Raw genomic sequence first — 21005 nt, 5'->3', positions numbered from 1 at the left:
AACGAACATGCAGGCCCGGGCCGCTGCCCATGAGCGACCACTACAGTCTCTGCTGTGCCGGAAACCACAGTCACCGAACCCGAGCCGAAGGCATCGGCGCCGGCCCGATCGACCCCTGTGCGTACCGGTTTCCGCCGATCCCTCGATTACCTGGGGCTTCGGAACGGGGACGGCCCGCCTGACCGCGACGCCACCGGCGACTACGGGCTCACCGTTGCGCGACTGCACGGCGACGAGGGCGAGGTGGGCCCACTCAACCGCGAGGAGTCCAAGCGACTGCTGCGGATTCGCCTGTTCGGCGCAACCGGCGCGGTGCTGGTTCTGGTCGGCTCACTGGGGACCGGTGCACTGCCGGTGCTGCAGAACCCACTTGCCGGTGCTCGCGTGCTGTCGCTGCCGTCGCGAATGTGGCCCACAGCGCTGACCTTCTCTCTCGCGGGCACCGTGATCCTCGTCCTCGCGTGGCTTCTCCTCGGCCGATTCGCAGTCGGCCGAGTGGGCGGCGACGTCATGAAAGGGCATGCCCCGCCGAGACGAATGACCCGCCGGCAAGCCGACCGCACGTTGCTGGTCTGGCTGATGCCCTTCGTCGTGGCCCCGCCGATGCTCAGCAAGGACGTCTACTCCTACCTCGCGCAGAGCGAGATCGCCGCCCGCGGCCTCGATCCCTACGTCGTCAGTCCCGCCGCCGGACTGGGCATCGACCACGTCTTCACCAGATCGGTCCCCAACCTGTGGCGCGAGACGCCTGCGCCCTACGGGCCGCTGTTCCTGTGGCTCGGCGACAACATCACCCACGTCACCGGCGAATACATCCCCGCGGCGCTGGTGGCGCATCGGGCGCTTGCCCTGTTCGGCGTGGGCCTGATCGTGTGGGCCCTGCCGCGACTGGCGAAGCGGTGCGGGGTGTCGCCGGTGGCCGCGCTGTGGCTGGGAGCGATGAATCCCCTGCTCATCCTGCATCTGGTGGGCGGCATCCACAACGAAGCCCTGATGCTCGGGCTGATGCTCGCGGGTATGGAACTGTGCTTCCGGGGACTCGACTCACCCGAACGGCTCCGAAGACCCGGTTCAGTGTGGCCCAGCCGGGCCGGGCTGCTGCTGATCGCAGGCGCCGTCGTGATCGCCGCCTCCTGCATGATCAAGATCGCGTCCATCCTGGCCTTCGGATTTGTCGGCATCGCGCTGGCCCGTCGGTGGGGAGCGACCCTTCCGGCACTGCGGCACGCGCCTCCCCGCGAGTACTGGCAGCGGTCCAGACGCAGTCTCGGAGCGTTGTCGGCGTCGGCCGCGTTCCTCGGCGTCATCCTGGTCGCGGTGATGGTGGCGATCTGTGTGGGCACCGGTCTCGGCTTCGGATGGACCAAAACCCTTTCCACCGGCGACGTGGTGCGCTCGTGGATGTCCATGCCCACGTTCTTGTCGGTGACGACCGGACGGATCGGGGTCTTGCTCGGCCTGGGCGACCACACCCAGGCAATGCTCGATGTCGCGCGCCCGGCCGCACAGGCGGTTGCTGCAGTCCTCGTCGTGCGCTGGCTCCTGGCGGCCCTGGCCGGCCGATTGCACCCGGTCGGCGCACTGGGATTGGCGATGGGAACCGTCGTGCTGTTCTTCCCCTTTGTGCAGCCGTGGTACCTGCTGTGGGCCATCATCCCGCTCGCCGCATGGGCGACCGGTCGGTGGTTCCGGATCATCTCGGTGTCGATCTCGGCGATCATCTCCGTCGTGGTGTTGCCCACCGGGGCGGGCACCCGCGGCTTCCAGCTGGCCGAGGCAATCGTCGCCGCGGTCCTGTTGGTGGCCGTTCTCACAGCCCTGTTCTTCGAGGAGATGCCCTGGCAGCGCCGGCGGCGCGCCAAAGTCGCCCAGGCGGCACCGGCCGCGGTCGACGACTGATCGCCGACGCCGCCGTTTTCGCCTCACCCGTGTACCGAGCCGGGCCGACGGGCGCTTACTCTTGGTGGTTGTGAGCAGCCCGTCGTCCGCCCCCGGTATCGCCGGCGTCGGCGTCGATGGACCCGCGCTGTCGGTCAAGGGACTTGTCAAACGCTTTGGTGACACCACTGCCGTGGGCGGACTCGACCTCGAACTGCAGCGCGGCGAGATCCTGGCAATCCTCGGTCCGAACGGAGCGGGTAAGACCACCACCGTCGAGATCTGCGAGGGTTTTCAGGCCCCGGACGAGGGCGAGGTGAGTCTCCTCGGTCTGGACCCACTCGCCGACAACGATCAAGTGCGAAGCCGGATCGGTGTGATGCTCCAAGGTGGCGGAGCGTATCCGGGCGCCCGGGCCGGCGAGATGCTGCGCCTGTGCGCGTCGTACTCCGCTGACCCCATCGACACGGACTGGCTCCTGGAGAACCTCGGACTCGTCGACGCCCAGCGCACCTCCTACCGGCGGCTGTCCGGTGGGCAGCAACAACGACTCGCACTGGCCTGCGCGCTGGTGGGTCGTCCCGAAGTGGTGTTCCTCGACGAACCGACTGCCGGCATGGACGCCCACGCCCGGATCATGGTGTGGGAGCTGATCGACCGTCTGCGGGCCGACGGGGTCTCGGTGCTGATCACCACACACCTGATGGACGAAGCCGAGGAACTGGCCGACCAGGTGCTCATCATCGACCACGGTGTCGAGGTGGCCAAAGGCACACCCGCCGAACTGACCAGCCGCGGGGCCGAGAACGAGCTGCGATTCCAAGCACCACGGGGACTGGACCTTACTTTGCTCAGAACTGTTCTGCCCGAAGAGTATTCGTGCACCGAGGTGACCCCCGGCGGTTACCTGGTGACTGGCCAGGTGACGCCGCAAGTGCTGGTCACCGTGACGTCGTGGTGCGCCAAGATCAATGTCCTCGCCACCGACCTGCGGGTCGAGACCAGGAGCCTGGAAGATGTCTTCCTCGAGCTGACCGGCCGGGGCATGCGCGGATGAGCACGCCGAACCGTTTCGCCGCCGGCACTTTCAGTCCACGTCCGAGACCCGCCCCCATCCGTCAGATGATCGTGGCGCAGTCCCGGATCGAGCTGATGTTGCTGCTGCGCAACGGCGAGCAGCAACTCCTCACGATGTTCATCCCGATCACATTGCTCATCGGGCTGTGCCTCCTGCCGATCGGTGACTTCGACGAATCTCGCACGGACACCTTCGTTCCCGCCATCATGACCGTGGCCGTGATGTCCACCGCATTCACCGGCCAGGCGATCGCCGTCGGATTCGACCGTCGGTACGGCGCACTGAAACGATTGGGCGCCACACCCCTCCCACGATGGGGTGTCATTGTCGGCAAATCCGTCGCGGTGGCCATCGTGGTCAGCGGACAGGCCGTCGTGCTCGGTTTGATCGGTGCAGCACTGGGCTGGCGACCGTCGATCGGCGGGCTGTTGCTCGGCATCATCGCGATCGCGATCGGCACGCTGGCGTTCTCCGCGATGGGACTGCTCCTCGGAGGCACACTCAAAGCCGAAGTGGTGCTGGCCCTGGCCAATCTGCTGTGGTTCGCGTTCATCGGCATCGGATCCATCGTGGTGATCGGGGACCGCGTTCCCGACCTCGTCGAATGGTTTGCGCGATGCACTCCGTCCGGAGCCCTCAGCGAAGCGCTACACCAGGCCACCGCGGGCTCTGTCGATGTGTTCGGACTCGCCGTCCTGGCGATCTGGGGCGCCGCGGCCGGCATCGCCGCCGTCCGGTATTTCCGCTTCACCTGATTGCCTCACCTGGACCCAGGTCACATTCGTCCTGCCCCTACCATCGAAGGCGTGTACCGCCTGTTTGTCCGGCTAGTCGACCGGCTCCCCCTCCCCTCGCTCCGCGTCCAGACCCTGCTGGCGTTGGCGGTGGTGCTGACCCAGGCGGGAATCGCGGTCACCGGATCGGTGGTCCGCGTGACGTCCTCAGGTCTGGGTTGCCCGACGTGGCCCCAGTGCTTCCCGGGCAGCTTCACACCCACCGCCCACCCCGAAGTCGCCGCGATCCATCAGGCCGTCGAATTCGGCAACCGGCTCTTGACGTTTGCAGTGGTGCTCACCGCTGCGTTGATCGTCATCGCGGTCACCAGGGCACGACGCAGGTACGAGGTTCGTGTGTACGCCTGGCTGATGCCGGCGTCCACCGTGGTTCAGGCCGTTGTCGGCGGCATCACCGTGCTCACCGGACTGCTGTGGTGGACGGTCGCCATCCACCTTCTGCTGTCGATGGCCATGGTGTGGCTGTCCGTACTCCTGCTAGAGAAGGTCCGCGAGCCAGATGACGTGCAAGCCGTCCCGGTGGTCCCGGCTGCCCTCCGGTGGCTCACCGTCCTGTCGGCTGTGGTGATGACCGGAGTTCTGATCGCCGGAACGATGGTGACCGGAGCCGGCCCGCACGCCGGTGACAAGAGCATCGACAAGCCGGTTCCCCGCTTGAAGATCGAGGTGACCACACTCGTGCACCTACACGCCGATCTGCTGATCGCCTACCTGTCGCTGCTCCTGGCGATCGGTTTCGCGCTGTTCGCGGTCGGCGCTCCGAGCAGGCTCAAACGCCGGCTCTATGTGGTGGTGGCTGTGGTCGCAGCGCAGGCGGTCATCGGGATCACCCAGTACCTCACCGACATCCCCGCGGCGCTGGTGGTCATGCACGTCGCCGGAGCAGGAGCGTGCGTTGCCGCAACAGCAGCACTCTGGGTGGGAATGCGTCCCCGATCAACCGGGAATCCACTGACGGCGTCGCCGGCCGAGCCACGAACGGCCGCAGCGGTCTGACGCCCCCCCCGGGAGGGGCGGCTGCAGTCTAGGTGTTGGCCACCCAGCCGGCCATCTTGCGGTAGTGCCCGGGACGGACGTCGACCGCCGACGTGAGGTCGCGATCCCACTCGCCGATCTCGACCCCGTCGACCTGTTCCACGATCTGCCTTGCGGTCTCCATGTCCCGGACCACCTGATCGCCCAGGATTCCGCCCGCCCCGCCCACCAGCGTGATACGGACGCCCGAGGCGCCGATCCCCTGCAGGACCGCGGTGGCCGAACCACCCTCGCGGGCCACGAACTTCGAAATGGCCGAGATGACACCCTTGTGGTCGCTCATGCCCACAGCATATTGCGCACCGCGGCGGGGCCGATCACCGGACACTCTGATGGGCTCGGTACAACTGGAGTCATGCATGCGATCCAGGTCAGTCAGCACGGTGGGCCCGAAGTGATGGATGTGGTCGAGACCGCCGACCCCGAGCCCGGTCCTGGTGAGGTCCTGGTGCGTGTCGCGGCGATCGGTGTGAACTTCATCGACACGTACCAGCGGTCCGGCATGTATCCGATGACGCTGCCGTTCATCCCGGGCAGTGAAGGCGCCGGTGAGGTCGTGGCGGTCGGCCCCGGTGTCGACTCGATATCGGTGGGCCAGCGGGTCGCGTGGTGCGATGCACCCTCGAGCTACGCCGAACTCGTCGTGGTGCCGGCAGCGCGCGCCGTGGCCGTACCCGACACCATCGCCGACGACGTCGCGGCGTCCGCTCTGCTGCAGGGGATCACTGCGCACTACCTGCTCGATGGTGCCGCCCACCCGCGCCCGGGCGACACCGTCCTCGTCCATGCCGGCGCAGGCGGCGTCGGCCTGGTGCTCACCCAGATGGCCAAGGCCAGAGGACTGCTGGTCATCACCACCGTGTCGAACGACGCGAAGGAAGACCTGTCCCGGCGGGCCGGGGCCGACGAAGTGCTGCGATACGGGGACCAGGTGGCCGAACAGGTGCGCTCCCTCACCGGTGGCGCGGGCGTGACCGTCGCCTATGACGGCGTGGGTGCAGACACGTTCGAGCAGAGTCTCGCCGCGACCGCGGTCCGGGGAATCGTTGTTCTCTTCGGTGCGGCCAGCGGACCGGTCCCACCCTTCGACCTACAACGACTCAACGCCGCGGGCTCTCTCTCGGTCACCCGACCGACCCTCAAACACTTCATCTCCGACCCCGAAGAATTGGCGTGGCGCGCCGGTGAGGTGATGAGCGGGATCGCCGACGGCAGCGTCACCGTTCGGGTCGCCCACACGTATCCACTCGCCGAGGCGAGGCAGGCGCACATCGATCTGGCCGCCCGCGCGACCACCGGGTCGGTTGTCCTCACGCCGCAGTCGACCTGAGGCGCAGGCCGGTCATCCTTCGGGTGTGAACACCGGCGGATTCTGGGCCAGGTCGACGGTGCCGTACAGGTAGTCCGTGACGGTCTCCGTCTTGGTCTCGGCCGGTCGTGAACCCGACGCGGTCGTGCGGAAGGTCACTGACCACTCCATCTCGCCGTCGACCGACACTTCCTCGGGGTTGTCGTATCCCAAGCGGTAGTCGAGGGCAGGCAATTGCGCCGGCGCAGTCCATTTCGCCGAGCCCGGTTCGGCGTTGTAGGCGTACGTCCGCTGGCCACAGTCCGGCTTGTCCGTTGCAGCGTCGACCTGGACCGACAACGCACACTCGTCCAGGTGGGCCTGGACCGCCGTGTTCACCGCGTTCTGTCCTTTGCCGCTGAGTTCAGCAGTCAGGTCCGGGAACGACCCGTAGCTCGTCCCCGCGACAGGAAAGTCCTTTTCTTTGCCGTTCACGACCGCGAAGTTTTCGTCGGCACTGCCCCACTTCACGGGCCCGGGGAACACATACACCTTGGCCTCGCCGTCGACAGGGACACCGAAGGCGGTGAGCCCTGGAATGCCTCCGAGGCTGCTGATGTCCACTGCGACGACGCCCTCGTCCAGCCGCCAGGAATCCCCGGTCTTGTGCAGGACAAAACTCTCGTCGGCCTTGCGGTCTCCGAATTGGTAGGTGGCCTGGACCGTGGCCATCTCGCCCATCTTCTGGACATCCACGATCGAGATGTCCGAGATCTTGGCGATCTCCTGCTGTTGTTTCAGGATGTCGTCGGTAAGCAGGAGTTCGGACGCGGGCGACTTGGACAGGTCCAGCGCCTTGGCGGCATCGCCGTCGGACAACGCCGTGAGATACCCCTCCACAGCCGACTCCGGATCGCTGCTCGCGCCTCCCCCGCCGAGAGCGACGACAAGTGCAACCACAACAGCCACCACAACGAGCACTGCGACCGCGACGAGACCGATGATCAGCGGCGTGCGCGATTTGCGGGGCTGGGGCGGGCCCCACTGTCCGCCGGCAGCCGGGTAGGGCTGATAGGGGTTGTAGCCCGGATCGGGCTGGCCGTAGAACTGCCCGCCCTGACCGTTGTCGGGCGGCGGCTGCTGCTGACCGTACTGCGATGGGCCGAACTGGGGTTGGCCGACCTGGGTCGGCTCCGAATACGGCCGCCAGTCGTTGTTTCCGGGCCCCTGACCCTGCCCAGGTGGGTACGACATGTTTCCCCCAAATCACCTCGCACCGGCCAGCGGCCGGTGGTGCCTGTCAGAACAGGCTTGTCAGCGTCGGCAATCCGATCACCGAATCGATCGCCAGTCCGCAGAAGACTATCGCGAGATATTCGTTGGACTGCAAGAAGACCTTGAGCGGGGTGACTTCCTCACCGCGCAGGGTGGCGCGGTAGAGCTTGTGGACCACGAAGATGAACCAGCCACCTGCGGCGAGGGCCACGGCCGTGTAGATCCAGCCCGTGGCCAGACACAACACCAGCGTGCTGAGCACCGTCGCCCACGTGTAAAAGAGCATCTGCCGGGTGACCTGGATCTCGGTGGCGATGACGGGGAGCATGGGCACACCCGCCGCGCGGTAGTCCTCTTTGTAACGCATCGCGAGCGCCCAGGTGTGCGGTGGCGTCCAGAAGAAGATCACCATGAACAACACAACAGGCTGCCAGCTCAGGCTTCCGGTGACGGCAGCCCAGCCCACGAGGGTCGGCATACAGCCGGCCGCTCCGCCCCACACCACGTTCTGCCACGTACGGCGTTTGAGCACCATCGTGTAGACGAAAACGTAGAACGCGATCGTCGCCATCACCAACAGGGCGCTGAGCAGGTTTGCCAGCGTCGACAACACCGCGAACGATGCCGCGCCAAGCACGATCCCGAAGATGAGTGCACTTCTGGTGGACACCGCGTGGCGGGCCAGAGGCCGGCGTTCGGTGCGCTTCATCTTCTGGTCGATGTCGGCGTCGACCACCATGTTGAGGGTGTTGGCGCTCGCCGCGCCGAGCCAGCCGCCCAGCAGGGTCCAGGCCATCAGGGCCAGGTCCACCCGACCGCGGTCGGCCAACAGCATCACGGGGATGGTCGCCACGAGGAGCAACTCGATGACCCGTGGCTTGGTGAGAGCGAGATAGGCCAATGCCGTTCCCGAGATCCTCCCGCGCATGCTGGTGGGGCGCTGCATGGGCGGAGCCTCACCACCTGACGCTGGGGAGGAGGCGAAACCGTGTCCGCTCACACGTTCCCCAATCCGCACTAGATCTCCTGACTCGCTCATCTACTACAGGGAATGGTAGACGGCCGGTGCCCCAGAACGGCAATCGAGGTCCGATCCGGCGCCTGACCTCGCCGGTCAGGTCCCCGAAGGTGAACCAGAGAGTTATTCAGTCCCGTATCGCGCCATGGGACCGGGAGACGTCTAGGCTTGACGTGGGCTGTTCGCAGCCTGCCATGTACTGAAAGTCGAGCTTGGAGGAGTTCACACGATCGTGTCAGCAACAGATGAGATTCGCGCGCTAACACAGCCCTCACACCCTGCTGACTGGAGCGAGGTGGACACCAAAGCCGTTGACACAGTGCGGGTTCTGGCCGCAGACGCGGTTCAGAAATGCGGCAGTGGACACCCCGGCACAGCCATGAGCTTGGCGCCGCTGGCCTACACGCTGTTCCAGCGAGTGATGCGGCATGACCCCACGGATACGGACTGGATGGGCCGCGACCGCTTCATTCTGTCCTGCGGACACTCGAGCCTGACGCTGTACATCCAGCTCTACCTCGGCGGATTCGGCCTCGAACTCGACGATCTGAAGGCGCTGCGCACCTACGAGTCCAAGACGCCCGGCCATCCTGAGTACCGCCATACGCGCGGCGTCGAGATGACCACCGGGCCACTCGGTCAGGGACTGGCCTCGTCGGTCGGGATGGCGATTGCCGCACGCTACGAGCGTGGGCTGTTCGATCCGGACGCACCGGTCGGCCAGAGCGCGTTCGACCATTACATCTACGTGATCGCTTCCGACGGCGACATCGAAGAGGGCGTCACCTCGGAGGCAAGCTCACTGGCAGGCACCCAGCAGCTGGGCAACCTCATCGTGTTCTACGACAAGAACCACATCTCGATCGAGGACGACACCGACATCGCGCTGTCCGAGGACGTCGCCGCTCGCTATGAGGCATACGGCTGGCACGTTCAGCACGTCGAGGGCGGCGAGAACGTCACCGCGATCGAAGAGGCCGTCGAGAAGGCCAAGGCCGTGATCGACAAGCCGTCGATCATCGTCTTGCGCACCATCATCGGCTACCCCGCGCCCAACAAGATGAACACCGGCAGCGCCCACGGCAGCGCGCTCGGCGATGATGAGGTCGCCGAGACCAAGAAGCTGCTGGGATTCGACCCCGACCAGACGTTCGAGGTCGCCGACGAGGTCATCGCGCACACCCGGCAGCTCGTGGACCGGGGTGCCGAACGGCGCAAGGCCTGGGAGAAGTCGTTCGACGAGTGGGCCAAGGCGAATCCGGACCGCAAGGCTCTGCTCGACCGCCTCGTGGTGAACGGCCTGCCCGACGGCTGGACCGATGCGCTCCCCAAGTGGGAGGTCGGCGACAAGGATGTGGCCACCCGATCGGCGTCGGGCAAGGTGCTCTCCGCTCTCGGACCCGTTCTGCCCGAATTGTGGGGTGGCTCCGCTGACCTCGCGGGCAGCAACAACACCACCATGGACGGAGCCGCGTCCTTCGGCCCCACCGGGATCAGCACCAAGAACTGGAGCGCGAACCCGTACGGGCGCACGCTGCACTTCGGTATCCGTGAACACGCGATGGGTGCGATCTTGTCGGGCATCGTCCGGCACGGACCGACCCGCGCATACGGCGGAACGTTCCTCCAGTTCGCCGACTACATGCGCCCGGCCGTACGACTGGCCGCGCTGATGAAGACCGATCCCATCTATGTGTGGACCCACGACTCGATCGGACTTGGCGAAGACGGACCCACTCACCAACCGATCGAGCACCTGGCGGCGCTGCGCGCGATCCCCGATCTCGACGTGGTGCGCCCCGGCGACGCCAACGAGACGGCCTATGCCTGGCAGGCCATCATGACCCGGCGGCACAATCCGGTCGGGCTGGCGCTCACCCGGCAGAACATCCCGATTCTCGAGGGAACGTCGGCCGAGGGTGTGGCGAAGGGCGGATACGTCCTGTCAGAGCCCGAGGGAGATCCTCAGGTCATCCTGATCGGCACCGGGTCCGAGGTGTACCTCGCCGTCGAGGCGCAAAAGGCCCTGAAGGACAAGGGAATCAATGCCCGCGTCGTGTCGATGCCATGCGTGGAGTGGTTCGACGAGCAGGACAGCAGCTACCGCGATTCGGTGCTGCCGCCCACGGTGAAGGCCCGAGTGGTTGTCGAAGCAGGTATCGCGATGCCGTGGTACCGCCTGGTCGGCGACGCCGGTGAGATCGTGTCCATCGAGCACTATGGCGCCTCTGCCGACTACAAGGTGCTCTACGAGAAGTTCGGTATCACCGCAGAGGCCGTCATCGCCGCCGCCGAGCGTTCGGTCGCAAAAACCAACTGAGATCTGCACAACACATGAATTGGAGCGCAAAATGAGCGAACAGAACGCCAATCTTGCCGCACTCTCCCAGGCCGGCGTCTCGGTCTGGCTCGACGATCTCTCTCGCACCCGCATCCAGTCCGGCAACCTCGCCGAACTGATCGCCAACAAGTCGGTGGTGGGTGTCACCACCAACCCGTCGATTTTCCAGGCGGCATTGTCCAAGGGCAACGCCTACGACGATCAGGTCAACGAGCTGGCCGCCCGCGGCGCCGATGTGGATGCCACCATCCGCACGGTCACCACGGACGACGTGCGCAACGCCTGTGACGTGCTCGCCCCGCAGTACGAGTCGTCCAAGGGCGTCGATGGCCGGGTGTCGATCGAGGTCGATCCCCGGCTCGCCCACGATTCCGACCAGACGGTCGCACAAGCGGTGGAGCTGTGGAAGATCGTCGACCGTCCCAACCTGCTGATCAAGATCCCGGCAACCGAAGCGGGCATCCCGGCCATCACCAAGGTCATCGCCGAGGGCATCAGCGTGAACGTGACGCTGATCTTCTCGGTCGAACGTTATGAGCTGGTCATGGGCGCCTACATCGAAGGCCTGGAGAAGGCATCGGCAGCCGGACACGATCTGTCCAAGATCCATTCGGTCGCATCGTTCTTCGTCTCTCGCGTGGACACCGAGATCGACAAGCGACTCGATGCCATCGGCAGCGACGAGGCGAAGGCACTCAAGGGAAAGGCCGGACTGGCCAACGCCAGGCTCGCCTATGTCGCCTACCAGAAGGTGTTCGAGGAACAGCCACGCTTCCGCGCACTGGCCGCCGCGGGTGCCAATGCCCAACGCCCGCTGTGGGCCTCGACGGGCGTGAAGGATCCGAGCCTGCCGGACACCCTCTACGTCGGCGAGCTGGTGGCCCCCGGAACGGTGAACACCATGCCCGAGAAGACGATGGATGCCTTCGCCGACCACGGGAAGGTCAACCCCAACTCGATCATCGGTCAGGGTCCGGCGTCGCAGGAGGTGTTCGACAAGCTCTCCGCGATCGGGATCGACCTCACCGACGTCTTCCTGGCGCTGGAGAACGAGGGCGTGGAGAAGTTCGAGGTGGCGTGGCAGGAACTGATCGACGCCACCGCCGAGCAGTTGGCAGCCGGCTCGAAGGCCTGATCCCTTGGCCAAGGACGCAGCCGGGCAGTGGACAAATCCGCTGCGCGACGACCGTGACAAGCGTCTGCCCCGCATCGCCGGGCCCAGCAGTCTTGTCATCTTCGGCGTGACCGGCGACCTCGCGAAGCGCAAGTTGATGCCCGCGGTGTACGACCTCGCGAACCGGGGGCTTCTTCCCCCCGGTTTCGCGCTGGTCGGATTCGCCCGCCGGGACTGGGACCACGAGGATTTCTCCGAGGTGGTGCACGACGCCGTTCGCGCTCATTCCCGTACGCCGTTCCGCGAGGACGTCTGGGAGCGGCTCAGCGAGGGCTTCCGGTTCGTCCAAGGCACCTTCGACGACGACACGGCCTTCGAGAAGCTCCGGGACACCCTCGGGGAACTCGACGAGAAGCGCGGAACCGAGGGCAACCACGCCTTCTACCTGTCGATCCCGCCGGCGGCCTTCCCGGTGGTGTGCGAGCAGCTGTCGAAGTCGGGGCTGGCCGAGCAGTCCGACGACCATTGGCGGCGCGTGGTCATCGAGAAGCCGTTCGGGCACGACCTGGAGAGCGCAAAAGAGCTGAACTCGGTGGTGAACACCGTCTTCCCCGAGCACTCGGTGTTCCGCATCGACCACTACCTCGGCAAAGAGACCGTCCAGAACATCTTGGCGCTGCGCTTTGCCAACCAGCTGTTCGATCCGGTGTGGAGCTCGCACTATGTGGACCACGTGCAGATCACGATGGCCGAGGACATCGGACTCGGAGGCCGGGCCGGTTACTACGACGGCATCGGCGCTGCCCGCGACGTGATCCAGAACCACCTGATCCAGCTGATGGCCCTGATCGCGATGGAAGAACCCATCTCGTTCGAACCGCACGAACTGCAGACCGAGAAGATCAAGGTCCTCTCCGCAACACGCAACATCCTGCCGCTCGACGAGAACACCGCACGCGGACAGTACGAAGCCGGCTGGCAGGGCAGCGAAGAGGTGCCGGGGCTCAAGGACGAGAAGGGCTTTGCCGCGGACTCGACCACCGAGACCTTCGCCGCGATCGCACTCGAGGTCGACAGCAGGCGGTGGGCGGGCGTGCCCTTCTACCTACGGACGGGAAAACGCCTGGGCCGCAGGGTCACCGAGATCGCACTGGTGTTCAAGCGCGCGCCGCACCTGCCGTTCGATCAGACGATGACCGAAGAGCTCAGCCAGAACGCACTGGTGATCCGGGTACAGCCGGACGAGGGCATCACGTTGCGTTTCGGGTCGAAGGTGCCGGGGTCGTCCATGGAGGTCCGGGACGTCAACATGGACTTCAGTTACGGGCAGGCCTTCACCGAGTCGTCCCCCGAGGCGTACGAGCGTCTGATCCTCGATGTGCTGCTCGGCGAGCCATCGCTGTTCCCGGTCAATGCCGAGGTCGAACTGTCCTGGAAGATCCTCGACCCGGTGCTCGAACACTGGGCAGCGAACGGGAAGCCCGACGGTTATGAATCGGGCACCTGGGGTCCGGAATCGGCCGAGGAGATGCTGGCCCGGCACGGACGGACCTGGCGACGTCCGTGATCGGTGTCGGGCAGATGGAGCAGCAGCGCTGCGAGGGCGACCAAGGAGTTGTAGTCATGCCGACGAAGGAGTTCCAGTCGTGATTGTCGAACTGCCCGATACCAGCACCACCGCGATCAGCAAGGAACTCATCAAGATCCGTGATGCCGGCGGTGCTTTCACGTCGGGCCGGGTGCTGACCCTGCTCGTCTGCTCGGACGAAGGCGAACCCACCGAAGGCGCGATTGACGCGGCCAACGAGGCCAGCCGCGAGCATCCTTGCCGGGTGATCGTGGTGTCGTGCGGCGACCGTCGGATGAAGTCGCGGCTGGACGCACAGATCCGGGTGGGCGGCGACGCAGGCGCGTCGGAGGTGGTGGTTCTGCACCTCTACGGCGAATTGGCGAATCACGGTGAGAGCGTGGTCATCCCGTTCATGCTGCCGGACACGCCGGTGGTGACGTGGTGGCCGGGCCGGCCACCCGAGAATCCTGCCGCCGATCCGATGGGGCAGCTCGGAAGGCGCCGTATCACCGACACCAACAAGGCATCCGATGTGCCCGCAGCCCTCGCCGACCGACTGAGGACGTACTCCCCCGGCGACTCGGACATCGCGTGGTCCCAGATCACCCCGTGGCGCGCCTTGCTCACCTCGGCGCTCGATCAACCGCCGCACAGTGCAGCGGTGTCCGCCGAGGTCGAAGGCCCTGCGGGATCTCCCGCGGTCGATCTGCTCGCCGGTTGGTTGCATGCCGTTCTGAAGGTGCCGGTGACCCGATCGGTCGGCAGCTTCAAGGTGACCCTCGAACGTGAGGCCGGACCGCTGGTGCTGTGCGTCGGTATGAGCAACCAGGCCATCATCTCCATTCCGGGCAAGCCCGACGGCAAGGTGGCCCTACCCGGTCGTGACATCCGCGACTGCCTCGCCGAAGAGCTGCGGCGACTCGATCCGGACGAGATCTACCACCTCGCCCTGCAGGGCGTCGACGGGCTGACCCGAGCGAAAGACAAGGTGCACGCATGAACGCCGATGCGCAGGTGATCCACTGCGCGGACAAGTCCGCGCTCGTCGAGTCGGTGGCCGCGCGGTTCATCGCCACGGTCACCTCGGCGCAGGCGGCACGCGGCAGCGCCTCGGTGGTACTGACCGGGGGCAGCAATGGAATCGCCCTGCTGGAAGCTCTGGCCAAGGACTCCGGCGACATCGACTGGTCCGCGGTGGACATCTACTGGGGTGACGAACGGTTCGTCACCGCGGACGACCCCGAACGGAACGCCGGGCAGGCTTACGACGCGCTACTGAATCACGTTCCGGTGCAACCGGATCGGGTGTTCGTCATGGCTGCGTCCGATGGCGGGTTCGGCGACGACATCGAAGCGGCAGCGGCCGATTACGCGGCGACTTTGTCGTCGAAAGCCGGCGACGGCCACCTGGTACCGGAGTTCGACGTCCACCTGGTCGGGATGGGCGGTGAGGGGCACATCAACTCTCTGTTCCCCCACAGTGCGGCGACTGCCGAAGCCGACGCCACCGTGGTTGCCGTCACCGACTCACCCAAGCCACCGCCCCAGCGGATCACGCTGACGTTCCCGGCTGTCGCCCGGGCCCGCGAGGTCTGGTTCCTGGTGTCCGGCGCCGAGAAGGCCGAGGCGGTGGCCGCCGGAGTCGGTGGGGCCGATCCTCTGGACTGGCCGTGTGCCGGGGCGCACGGCACGGACGCAACCGTGTGGTTCGTCGACCCGGACGCGGCGTCGCAGCTCACCTGATCAGCGCCGCAATCCCCCGCTGGCGTCGAATTCGGCCGACCGGCCTTCCATCTGCGCGTCGTGCCAGTTCTCCCGGTGTTTGCGCATGATGGACTCGTGGAGACGGGCGAACGGAGGGCAGATCCGGCGGACGGTCTCGATCAGCACCACCGCAGGCAGTCGCGCGATGATCCAGGCAATCCCGGGCGCCGCACTCGGCATGTTGTACCGGCGGCGCGTCCACGGCATCATGAAAACCGCCGAATAGGCGGAATACATTGTGGCGTTGTACTTCTCACGCAAGCGCCGCACACCGGTGTGACCATCGCGGGGCGCGAACGCGGCGGGGAACGATTCGATGAGTTCGGCGCCGTGGTGGCCCGCGTCGTAACTGCGGGTGGCGTTGACCAACGCCAGGAGTCGAAGCGAGTCCGCGATCGATTCGGGATACCACTGCATGCGAACGCCCAGGAGGTGACCGAGATAGCGCTGGTAGTGCAACAGCACCCGGATCTCCCGGAGCGAAGTCTGCACCCCCACCAACCAGAGAGCCATCGCCGGGACCACGCTCCCGCCGAGCAACGTGAGCAGCTGATACGACTGGCTGATCGGCACGCCCCAGCGCTCGGTGTCCCATTCGGGATGCTCGGCGACCTTGCGGCGCACCCACACGTGCATCACCCGCACGCGCATGGCAGTGGCCCGCCCCGCGGATCCCGGTGTGAGCAGAGCGTCGGGCTCGGACACGTCGATCCAGAAACGGGCCGTCTCGAGAAACCGCCGAAGCGCGTTGTCCCCGGCGTAACCGCCCGCCAGCGAGAGTGGTGTGGCCACAGCCGCCTCGGTGTACATCTCCAAGGTGATGCCGCCCGCCACACTGAACAGCGATGTGCCCCAACGACGCCAGATGGCCTCTCCTTCGGCGATCATCTCCGGATCCATCCACTCGGGGACGGTCTCGAACTCCTCGAACAAAGCCTTCATCGCCGCGGGAGGATCCTCGATGGAATCAAGCCCCTCGGTCAAGGCCTTGTCGAGAAGGGCACGGGCAGCGGGCGCTCCGAGCTCGCCGTACACCTCGTCGACAAATCGTTCGGCCACCGGGTCGCTGCGGAACATGTCTTCGGCGAAGGTCCGGATCTGTTCGTCCGTGGGAAAGAGGTCGCGACCAGTTGTCTTGACAGCTGCTCGACGGACGGTCCTGAGCCATCGGTTGTTCTGAGCCGCGCCGTACTTGACGGCCGTCGGGAAACCGGGGACGGGTACACGCTGGTCTGGCAGTGTCGCGGACACAGGTTCTCCTCGGGGTCAAGCAGGCTGAGACTGTTTTGCATAATCGTCTCACATCGTCCGGCACATTTTCTGAATTCATGGACAAGCCGATGTCGAGAACCACCGAGCGACTCCGTCCCCGTAGTGAAACGGCCACAATGGGCCGTACCCACCAAGGAGAAGACGATGGCCAAGTACCTGTTGCTCAAGCACTACCGGGGTGGTCCGGCACCGCTGTTCGACACCCCGATGGACCAGTGGAAGCCCGAGGAGGTGTCCGCCCACATGCAGTTCATGGCGAACTTCGCAGCCCGCCTGCAACGCAACGGCGAGTTCGTGGACGGCCAGGCGCTGTCGATGGAGGGAACGTTCGTACGATACGACGGTGAGGGTCGCCCGCCGGTCACCGACGGCCCGTTCGCGGAGACCAAAGACCTGATCGCCGGCTGGATGGCGATCGATGTCGACAGTTATGACCGTGCGCTCGAGCTCGCTGCCGAACTGTCTGCGGCGCCCGGCGCGGGCGGCGAACCTCTTCGCGAGTGGCTGGAGGTGCGCCCCTTCCTCACCGCACCCACCGCGATCACGGAGTGACACGCGGTGGATGAGGCTCTGTTACGGAACCTCACGCCTGCTGTGATCGGCGTCCTCGTACGTCGCGGAGTGGACTTCGCGACGGCCGAGGACGCCGTGCAGGACGCACTGGTGGAGGCGATGAAGCTGTGGCCGACTGATCCTCCACGGGATCCGACAGGCTGGCTGATCACTGTCGCCTGGCGCAAGTTCCTCGACTCGGTGCGGTCGGACAACGCTCGGCGTGACCGTGAGGTCCGTGCGGAGAACGAGCCGCCGCCCGGCCCTGGCCAGGTTGCCGACGACACACTCCACCTGTACTTCCTCTGCGCCCACCCATCTCTCACGCCGGCGTCGGCCGTCGCGCTCACCCTGCGGGCGATCGGCGGCCTGAGTACCCGGCAGATCGCGCAGGCCTATCTTGTCCCCGAGGCAACGATGGCTCAGCGGATCAGCAGAGCCAAACGAACCGTGTCAGACGTCCGCTTCGACCAGCCCGGTGATCTCGCGACGGTACTCCGGGTGCTCTATCTGGTGTTCAACGAAGGATATTCCGGCGACATCGACCTGGCCGGTGAGGCCATTCGACTGACCCGTCAGCTCGATGCGATGGTGCGGCAGGAGGAGGTCTCCGGCCTACTCGCACTCATGTTGCTCCATCACGCGCGGCGACCGGCACGGATAGGCCCCGACGGCGGCCTGGTGCCGCTCGCCGATCAGGACCGGAGCCTCTGGGACACCGGCATGATCGCCGAGGGAGTCGACGTACTCCAGAACGCACTCGCCCGCGACAACCTCGGTGAGTTCCAGGCGCAGGCTGCCATCGCTGCCCTGCACGCCGACGCCCGATCGGCCTCGGAAACCGACTGGGTGCAGATCGTGGAGTGGTACGACGAACTGGTGCGACTCATCGACAGTCCGATCGTTCGGCTCAATCGCGCGGTGGCAGTCGGTGAGGCGGACGGACCGCGAGCCGGGCTGGCCGCCCTCGCCGGGCTCGACACCGCACTGCCCCGGTATACGGCCGTTTGCGCCTACCTGCACGAACGCGATGGCGACATCAAGACCGCGGCGCGACTGTACGCCGACGCCGCCCGACTGGCGCCCAGCCTGCCCGAACGTGACCACCTCACGCGCCAGGCGGCACGATTGAACGCCGCCCTGCGCGAGTGAGGGACGCCGGGCCCGGCCGGCCCGGCGAGCCGTCAGCCGCTGTTGCGCAGCGCGGTTGCGAGACCGTTCATCGTGAGCTGGATGCCGCGGCGGACCAGCTCGGAGTCGTCCCCGCCGCGGTAGCGCCGCAGAAGCTCCACCTGGAGGTGATTCAGCGGCTCGAGGTACGGAAAACGGTTGAAGACAGACCGTTTGAGCGCTGGGTTGTCGGCCAGGAGGTCGTCGGTCTTGGTGATCTTGAAGTACATGGCCGTTGTGCGTTCATGCTCGGCAGATATCATCCCGAAGACTTTGACACGCAGGTCCTCATCGGGGACGAGTCGCGAATAACGTTCGGCCAGACCGAGATCCGACTTGGCCATCACCTGCGCCATGTTCGACATCACCGTTCGGAAGAACGGCCAGCGCTCGTAGTAATCCGACAACGTCTCCAGCCGGCTGCTGTCGTCCCCCACCCACTGCTCGAACGCCGAACCCGTGCCGTACCACCCGGGCAGCATCACGCGAGCCTGAGACCACGACAGTACCCACGGGATCGCACGGAGGTCAGAGATCTTCTCGGTCTGTTTGCGAGAGGCCGGACGGCTGCCGATGTTCAGCGACCCGATCTCCGACAGGGGTGTCGAGTTCACGAAATACTCGACAAATCCCGGTGTCTCGTGAACCAGCTCGCTGTAGGTCCGGCGAGCCAGCGCAGCGAGTTCATCAAGCACCGCGTACGCCGCTTCCGCTTCGTCTCCGAGGCCCTCGGTGTCCAGGAGCGACGACTCGATGGTCGCGGCCAGCAACGTCTCGAGATTGCGCCGGGCGACAACGGGTTCGGCGTATTTGGCCGCGATCACCTCACCCTGCTCGGTGATGCGCAGCGACCCCTGGACGGCGCCCGGCGGCTGGGCGAGGATCGCGTCGTAGCTCGGCCCGCCCCCGCGGCCGACGGTACCGCCCCGGCCGTGGAAGAGCCGCAAACGGATTCCGGCCTTCTTGGCAGCTTCAACGAGGTCGAGTTCGGCACGGTAGAGCGCCCAGTTCGCGGCGAGATACCCGCCGTCTTTGTTGGAGTCCGAGTACCCGAGCATGATCTCCTGCATGCCCTCCTGCTGGTCAACCAACGCACGGTACAGCGGGACATCCAGTGCTGCAAGAAGAGTGGCCGCACCCTGCTGTAGATCCTCGATGGTCTCGAAGAGCGGGACGACCCGAACGGTCGATGTCGGAGGAGTCTTCGCGTCACCGGGGTCGAACAGGCCTGCTTCCTTGAGCAGCACGATCGCCTCGAACAGATCGCTGACCGATGTGCACATGCTGATGACGTAGTTCGGAACGGCCTGTGGACCGAACGCGGCGACCGCGGAGGCGGCGGCTCGAACGATCGCCAGTTCCTTGTCGGCGAGCTCCGAGAGTGTGGCGCCGGGTCCGACCAGTGGTCGACGGTTGCTCAGTTCCGCCGTCAGCAAATCGACCCGCTCGTGCTCGGACAACGACGTGTAGTCGTGATGGACTCCGGCCCAGGCGAGCAGTTCGGCCACCACCTCTTCGTGCATGTCCGAGTTCTGCCGCATATCGAGGCCGGAAAGGTGGAATCCGAACGCGCGCACGGCTTCGCGGAGAGTCAGCAATCGGTCATCGGCGAGTTCGTCGTCGCCGTTCGCGCGCAGTGACGCATCGATGACGTCGAGGTCCGCCAGCAACTGCTCGGCATCGGCGTACGTCTCGGCCCCGTCTTTGGGGAAGCCCCCGTCGTTGACGGCCACAAAACGATCGTCGAACAACGAACCGGCGGTTGCAGCCAATCGACGCCGAACGGCCCGTAATGCCTGGCGATAGGGTTCGTCTGCGTCGGGGGTGCCGCGCTCCACGCCACCGAGCGCGAACACCTCGTCGTCGACCTCGGTCAGCCGCGACGTCAGGCTCAATTCCTGTGCCAGGACGGTCAATTCGGACAGATGATGCGCCACAGCGGTTTCCGCGGCACGCCGGGTCGCCATGCCCACGATCTCACCGGTGACAAATGGATTGCCGTCGCGGTCTCCACCGATCCATGAACCCATCCGGAGAATCGGATCGTCGGCGATGCCCGCAGATGGATAGTGCTCTTGGAGCCACGCCCGTAGCTCGGCATTGACCCGCGGAATGACCTCGAAGAACCCGGCATCGTAATACCGCAGACCAACCTCGATCTCATCCTGGATCTGGAGACGCTCGAGTCGGATCAACGCGGTTTCCCACAGCGTGAGGATCTGCCGCTTCAACGCGGTGTGCACGTCGTCGCGTTCAGCGGGTGTCAGTTCCGTACGTCCGGCGAAGCGCATCAGGTCGGTGATGCGGCGCTGCACCTCGAAGACCGTGCGACGTCGGGTCTCGGTGGGGTGGGCGGTGATCACGGGCACCACGGTCGCATCTGCCAACGCAGATCCCACCTGCTCGTCGGTCAGACCCGCGGCAGACACCTTCGAATATGTGGCGGCGAGACTCGAGTCCTGCGGAGGATCGCCGGCGCGCACGTGGATGGCGCGGCGACGCTCACGATGAATGTCCTCGGCGAGGTTGGCGAGCAAGGCGAAGTGGCTGAACGCCCGGATGACCGAGATCGCGTCCTGGACGTCGATGTCGCGGAAGAGCTCTTCGAGTTCGGTGCGGTCGATTTCGTCGCGGCGGATCCGGAACGACTCGACGCGCGCTTTCTCGACCAGTTCGAAGGTCTCTTCGCCTGCATGTTTGCACACGATCTGCCCGAGGATCCCGCCGAGCAACCGGATGTCCTCGCGGAGTGGTTCGGTGAGCTCGCGGTCGGTACTGCCGGCTTCCGGACGGGGCACGATGGGGCGCTTGTCAGTCACCGGTCAAGTATCTCTGGCCGGTCCGTGCTCGCGCATC

General features: G+C 65.9%; 17 protein-coding genes. 12 read left to right on the top strand and 5 right to left on the bottom strand.

Annotation, left to right across the window (positions count from 1 at the left end; genetic code table 11):
- Window positions 1–117 precede the first annotated feature (117 nt).
- The 4 genes from mptB (at window position 118) to ACVWY6_RS21010 (ending at window position 4746) form a co-directional block, all read left to right on the top strand.
- On the top strand, window positions 118–1899 hold the full coding sequence (mptB, locus tag ACVWY6_RS21025; protein ID WP_457541182.1) for a polyprenol phosphomannose-dependent alpha 1,6 mannosyltransferase MptB: 1782 nt from the start codon (window positions 118–120) through the stop codon (window positions 1897–1899).
- Between the two features lie 70 nt (window positions 1900–1969).
- The gene (locus ACVWY6_RS21020) at window positions 1970–2935 is read left to right on the top strand and encodes an ABC transporter ATP-binding protein (protein ID WP_062798047.1); all 966 of its coding nucleotides are present in this window, start codon (window positions 1970–1972) and stop codon (window positions 2933–2935) included.
- Window positions 2932–3711: an ABC transporter permease gene (locus tag ACVWY6_RS21015; RefSeq protein WP_023959384.1), complete on the top strand. Its 780-nt coding sequence runs from the start codon at window positions 2932–2934 to the stop codon at window positions 3709–3711. Before ACVWY6_RS21020 ends, ACVWY6_RS21015 begins: the two co-directional genes overlap by 4 nt.
- A 51-nt stretch (window positions 3712–3762) precedes the next feature.
- On the top strand, window positions 3763–4746 hold the full coding sequence (locus tag ACVWY6_RS21010; protein WP_247208694.1) for a COX15/CtaA family protein: 984 nt from the start codon (window positions 3763–3765) through the stop codon (window positions 4744–4746).
- A gap of 28 nt (window positions 4747–4774) precedes the next feature.
- On the opposite strand, the gene ACVWY6_RS21005 is transcribed toward ACVWY6_RS21010, so the two are convergent.
- On the bottom strand, window positions 4775–5068 hold the full coding sequence (locus ACVWY6_RS21005) for a hypothetical protein (RefSeq protein WP_023959388.1): 294 nt from the start codon (window positions 5066–5068) through the stop codon (window positions 4775–4777).
- A 72-nt stretch (window positions 5069–5140) separates the two neighbouring features.
- Here ACVWY6_RS21005 and ACVWY6_RS21000 point away from each other — a divergent pair, with 72 nt between their 5' ends.
- Window positions 5141–6115 carry a quinone oxidoreductase family protein gene (locus tag ACVWY6_RS21000; RefSeq protein WP_457540686.1) on the top strand — a complete coding sequence of 325 codons (975 nt, stop codon included), beginning with the start codon at window positions 5141–5143 and terminating at the stop codon, window positions 6113–6115.
- Between the two features lie 12 nt (window positions 6116–6127).
- Here the strand turns inward: ACVWY6_RS21000 and ACVWY6_RS20995 are convergent, their stop codons facing one another.
- Together ACVWY6_RS20995 and ACVWY6_RS20990 are read right to left on the bottom strand one after the other, a co-directional pair.
- On the bottom strand, window positions 6128–7327 hold the full coding sequence (locus ACVWY6_RS20995) for an Rv0361 family membrane protein (RefSeq protein ID WP_457540684.1): 1200 nt from the start codon (window positions 7325–7327) through the stop codon (window positions 6128–6130).
- Window positions 7328–7373: 46 nt separating this feature from the next.
- On the bottom strand, window positions 7374–8294 hold the full coding sequence (locus ACVWY6_RS20990) for a heme o synthase (RefSeq protein WP_023959395.1): 921 nt from the start codon (window positions 8292–8294) through the stop codon (window positions 7374–7376).
- 304 nt (window positions 8295–8598) lie between these two features.
- Here ACVWY6_RS20990 and tkt point away from each other — a divergent pair, with 304 nt between their 5' ends.
- The 5 genes from tkt to pgl all read left to right on the top strand — a co-directional run bounded on the left by tkt (window position 8599) and on the right by pgl (window position 15134).
- Entirely contained in the window at window positions 8599–10686 is a 2088-nt protein-coding gene (gene tkt / locus ACVWY6_RS20985; RefSeq protein ID WP_457540682.1) for a transketolase, read from the top strand.
- Between the two features lie 31 nt (window positions 10687–10717).
- Window positions 10718–11842, top strand: a complete 1125-nt coding sequence (gene tal / locus ACVWY6_RS20980; protein ID WP_457540680.1) for a transaldolase — start codon at window positions 10718–10720, stop codon at window positions 11840–11842.
- A 4-nt stretch (window positions 11843–11846) separates the two neighbouring features.
- Window positions 11847–13388 (top strand): glucose-6-phosphate dehydrogenase, encoded by a 1542-nt coding sequence (gene zwf, locus ACVWY6_RS20975; RefSeq protein ID WP_457540678.1) that lies wholly within the window; start codon window positions 11847–11849, stop codon window positions 13386–13388.
- A 79-nt stretch (window positions 13389–13467) separates the two neighbouring features.
- A complete protein-coding gene (locus tag ACVWY6_RS20970) occupies window positions 13468–14391 on the top strand; it encodes a glucose-6-phosphate dehydrogenase assembly protein OpcA (RefSeq protein WP_023959403.1) in 924 nt (307 codons plus the stop codon).
- Window positions 14388–15134 carry a 6-phosphogluconolactonase gene (gene pgl, locus ACVWY6_RS20965; protein ID WP_457540676.1) on the top strand — a complete coding sequence of 249 codons (747 nt, stop codon included), beginning with the start codon at window positions 14388–14390 and terminating at the stop codon, window positions 15132–15134. Before ACVWY6_RS20970 ends, pgl begins: the two co-directional genes overlap by 4 nt.
- On the opposite strand, the gene ACVWY6_RS20960 is transcribed toward pgl, so the two are convergent.
- Window positions 15135–16406: an oxygenase MpaB family protein gene (locus ACVWY6_RS20960; RefSeq protein ID WP_457540674.1), complete on the bottom strand. Its 1272-nt coding sequence runs from the start codon at window positions 16404–16406 to the stop codon at window positions 15135–15137.
- A gap of 165 nt (window positions 16407–16571) precedes the next feature.
- Here ACVWY6_RS20960 and ACVWY6_RS20955 point away from each other — a divergent pair, with 165 nt between their 5' ends.
- Complete coding sequence (locus ACVWY6_RS20955) at window positions 16572–16979, top strand: YciI family protein (RefSeq protein ID WP_457541180.1); 408 nt, start codon at window positions 16572–16574, stop codon at window positions 16977–16979.
- A gap of 6 nt (window positions 16980–16985) precedes the next feature.
- Window positions 16986–18131 carry an RNA polymerase sigma factor gene (locus tag ACVWY6_RS20950; protein WP_457540673.1) on the top strand — a complete coding sequence of 382 codons (1146 nt, stop codon included), beginning with the start codon at window positions 16986–16988 and terminating at the stop codon, window positions 18129–18131.
- Between the two features lie 32 nt (window positions 18132–18163).
- Here ACVWY6_RS20950 and ppc read toward each other — a convergent pair whose 3' ends face one another.
- A complete protein-coding gene (gene ppc, locus ACVWY6_RS20945) occupies window positions 18164–20968 on the bottom strand; it encodes a phosphoenolpyruvate carboxylase (protein WP_457540671.1) in 2805 nt (934 codons plus the stop codon).
- Between the last annotated feature and the right edge of the window lie 37 nt (window positions 20969–21005).

This window comes from Williamsia sp. R60 (genome assembly GCF_054063855.1).
The sequence above is the reverse complement of the archived record's forward strand: the minus strand, read 5'-3'. Positions and strand labels throughout refer to the sequence as shown.

Coding starts and splice junctions, on each gene's coding strand:
- ACVWY6_RS21000 (WP_457540686.1), top strand. CDS start 5,141: ATGCATGCGATCCAGGTCAGTCAGCACGGTGGGCCCGAAGTGATGGAT.
- tal (WP_457540680.1), top strand. CDS start 10,718: ATGAGCGAACAGAACGCCAATCTTGCCGCACTCTCCCAGGCCGGCGTC.
- ACVWY6_RS20990 (WP_023959395.1), bottom strand. CDS start 8,294: ATGCAGCGCCCCACCAGCATGCGCGGGAGGATCTCGGGAACGGCATTG.
- ACVWY6_RS20955 (WP_457541180.1), top strand. CDS start 16,572: ATGGCCAAGTACCTGTTGCTCAAGCACTACCGGGGTGGTCCGGCACCG.
- ACVWY6_RS21015 (WP_023959384.1), top strand. CDS start 2,932: ATGAGCACGCCGAACCGTTTCGCCGCCGGCACTTTCAGTCCACGTCCG.
- ACVWY6_RS21005 (WP_023959388.1), bottom strand. CDS start 5,068: ATGAGCGACCACAAGGGTGTCATCTCGGCCATTTCGAAGTTCGTGGCC.
- ACVWY6_RS20995 (WP_457540684.1), bottom strand. CDS start 7,327: ATGTCGTACCCACCTGGGCAGGGTCAGGGGCCCGGAAACAACGACTGG.
- pgl (WP_457540676.1), top strand. CDS start 14,388: ATGAACGCCGATGCGCAGGTGATCCACTGCGCGGACAAGTCCGCGCTC.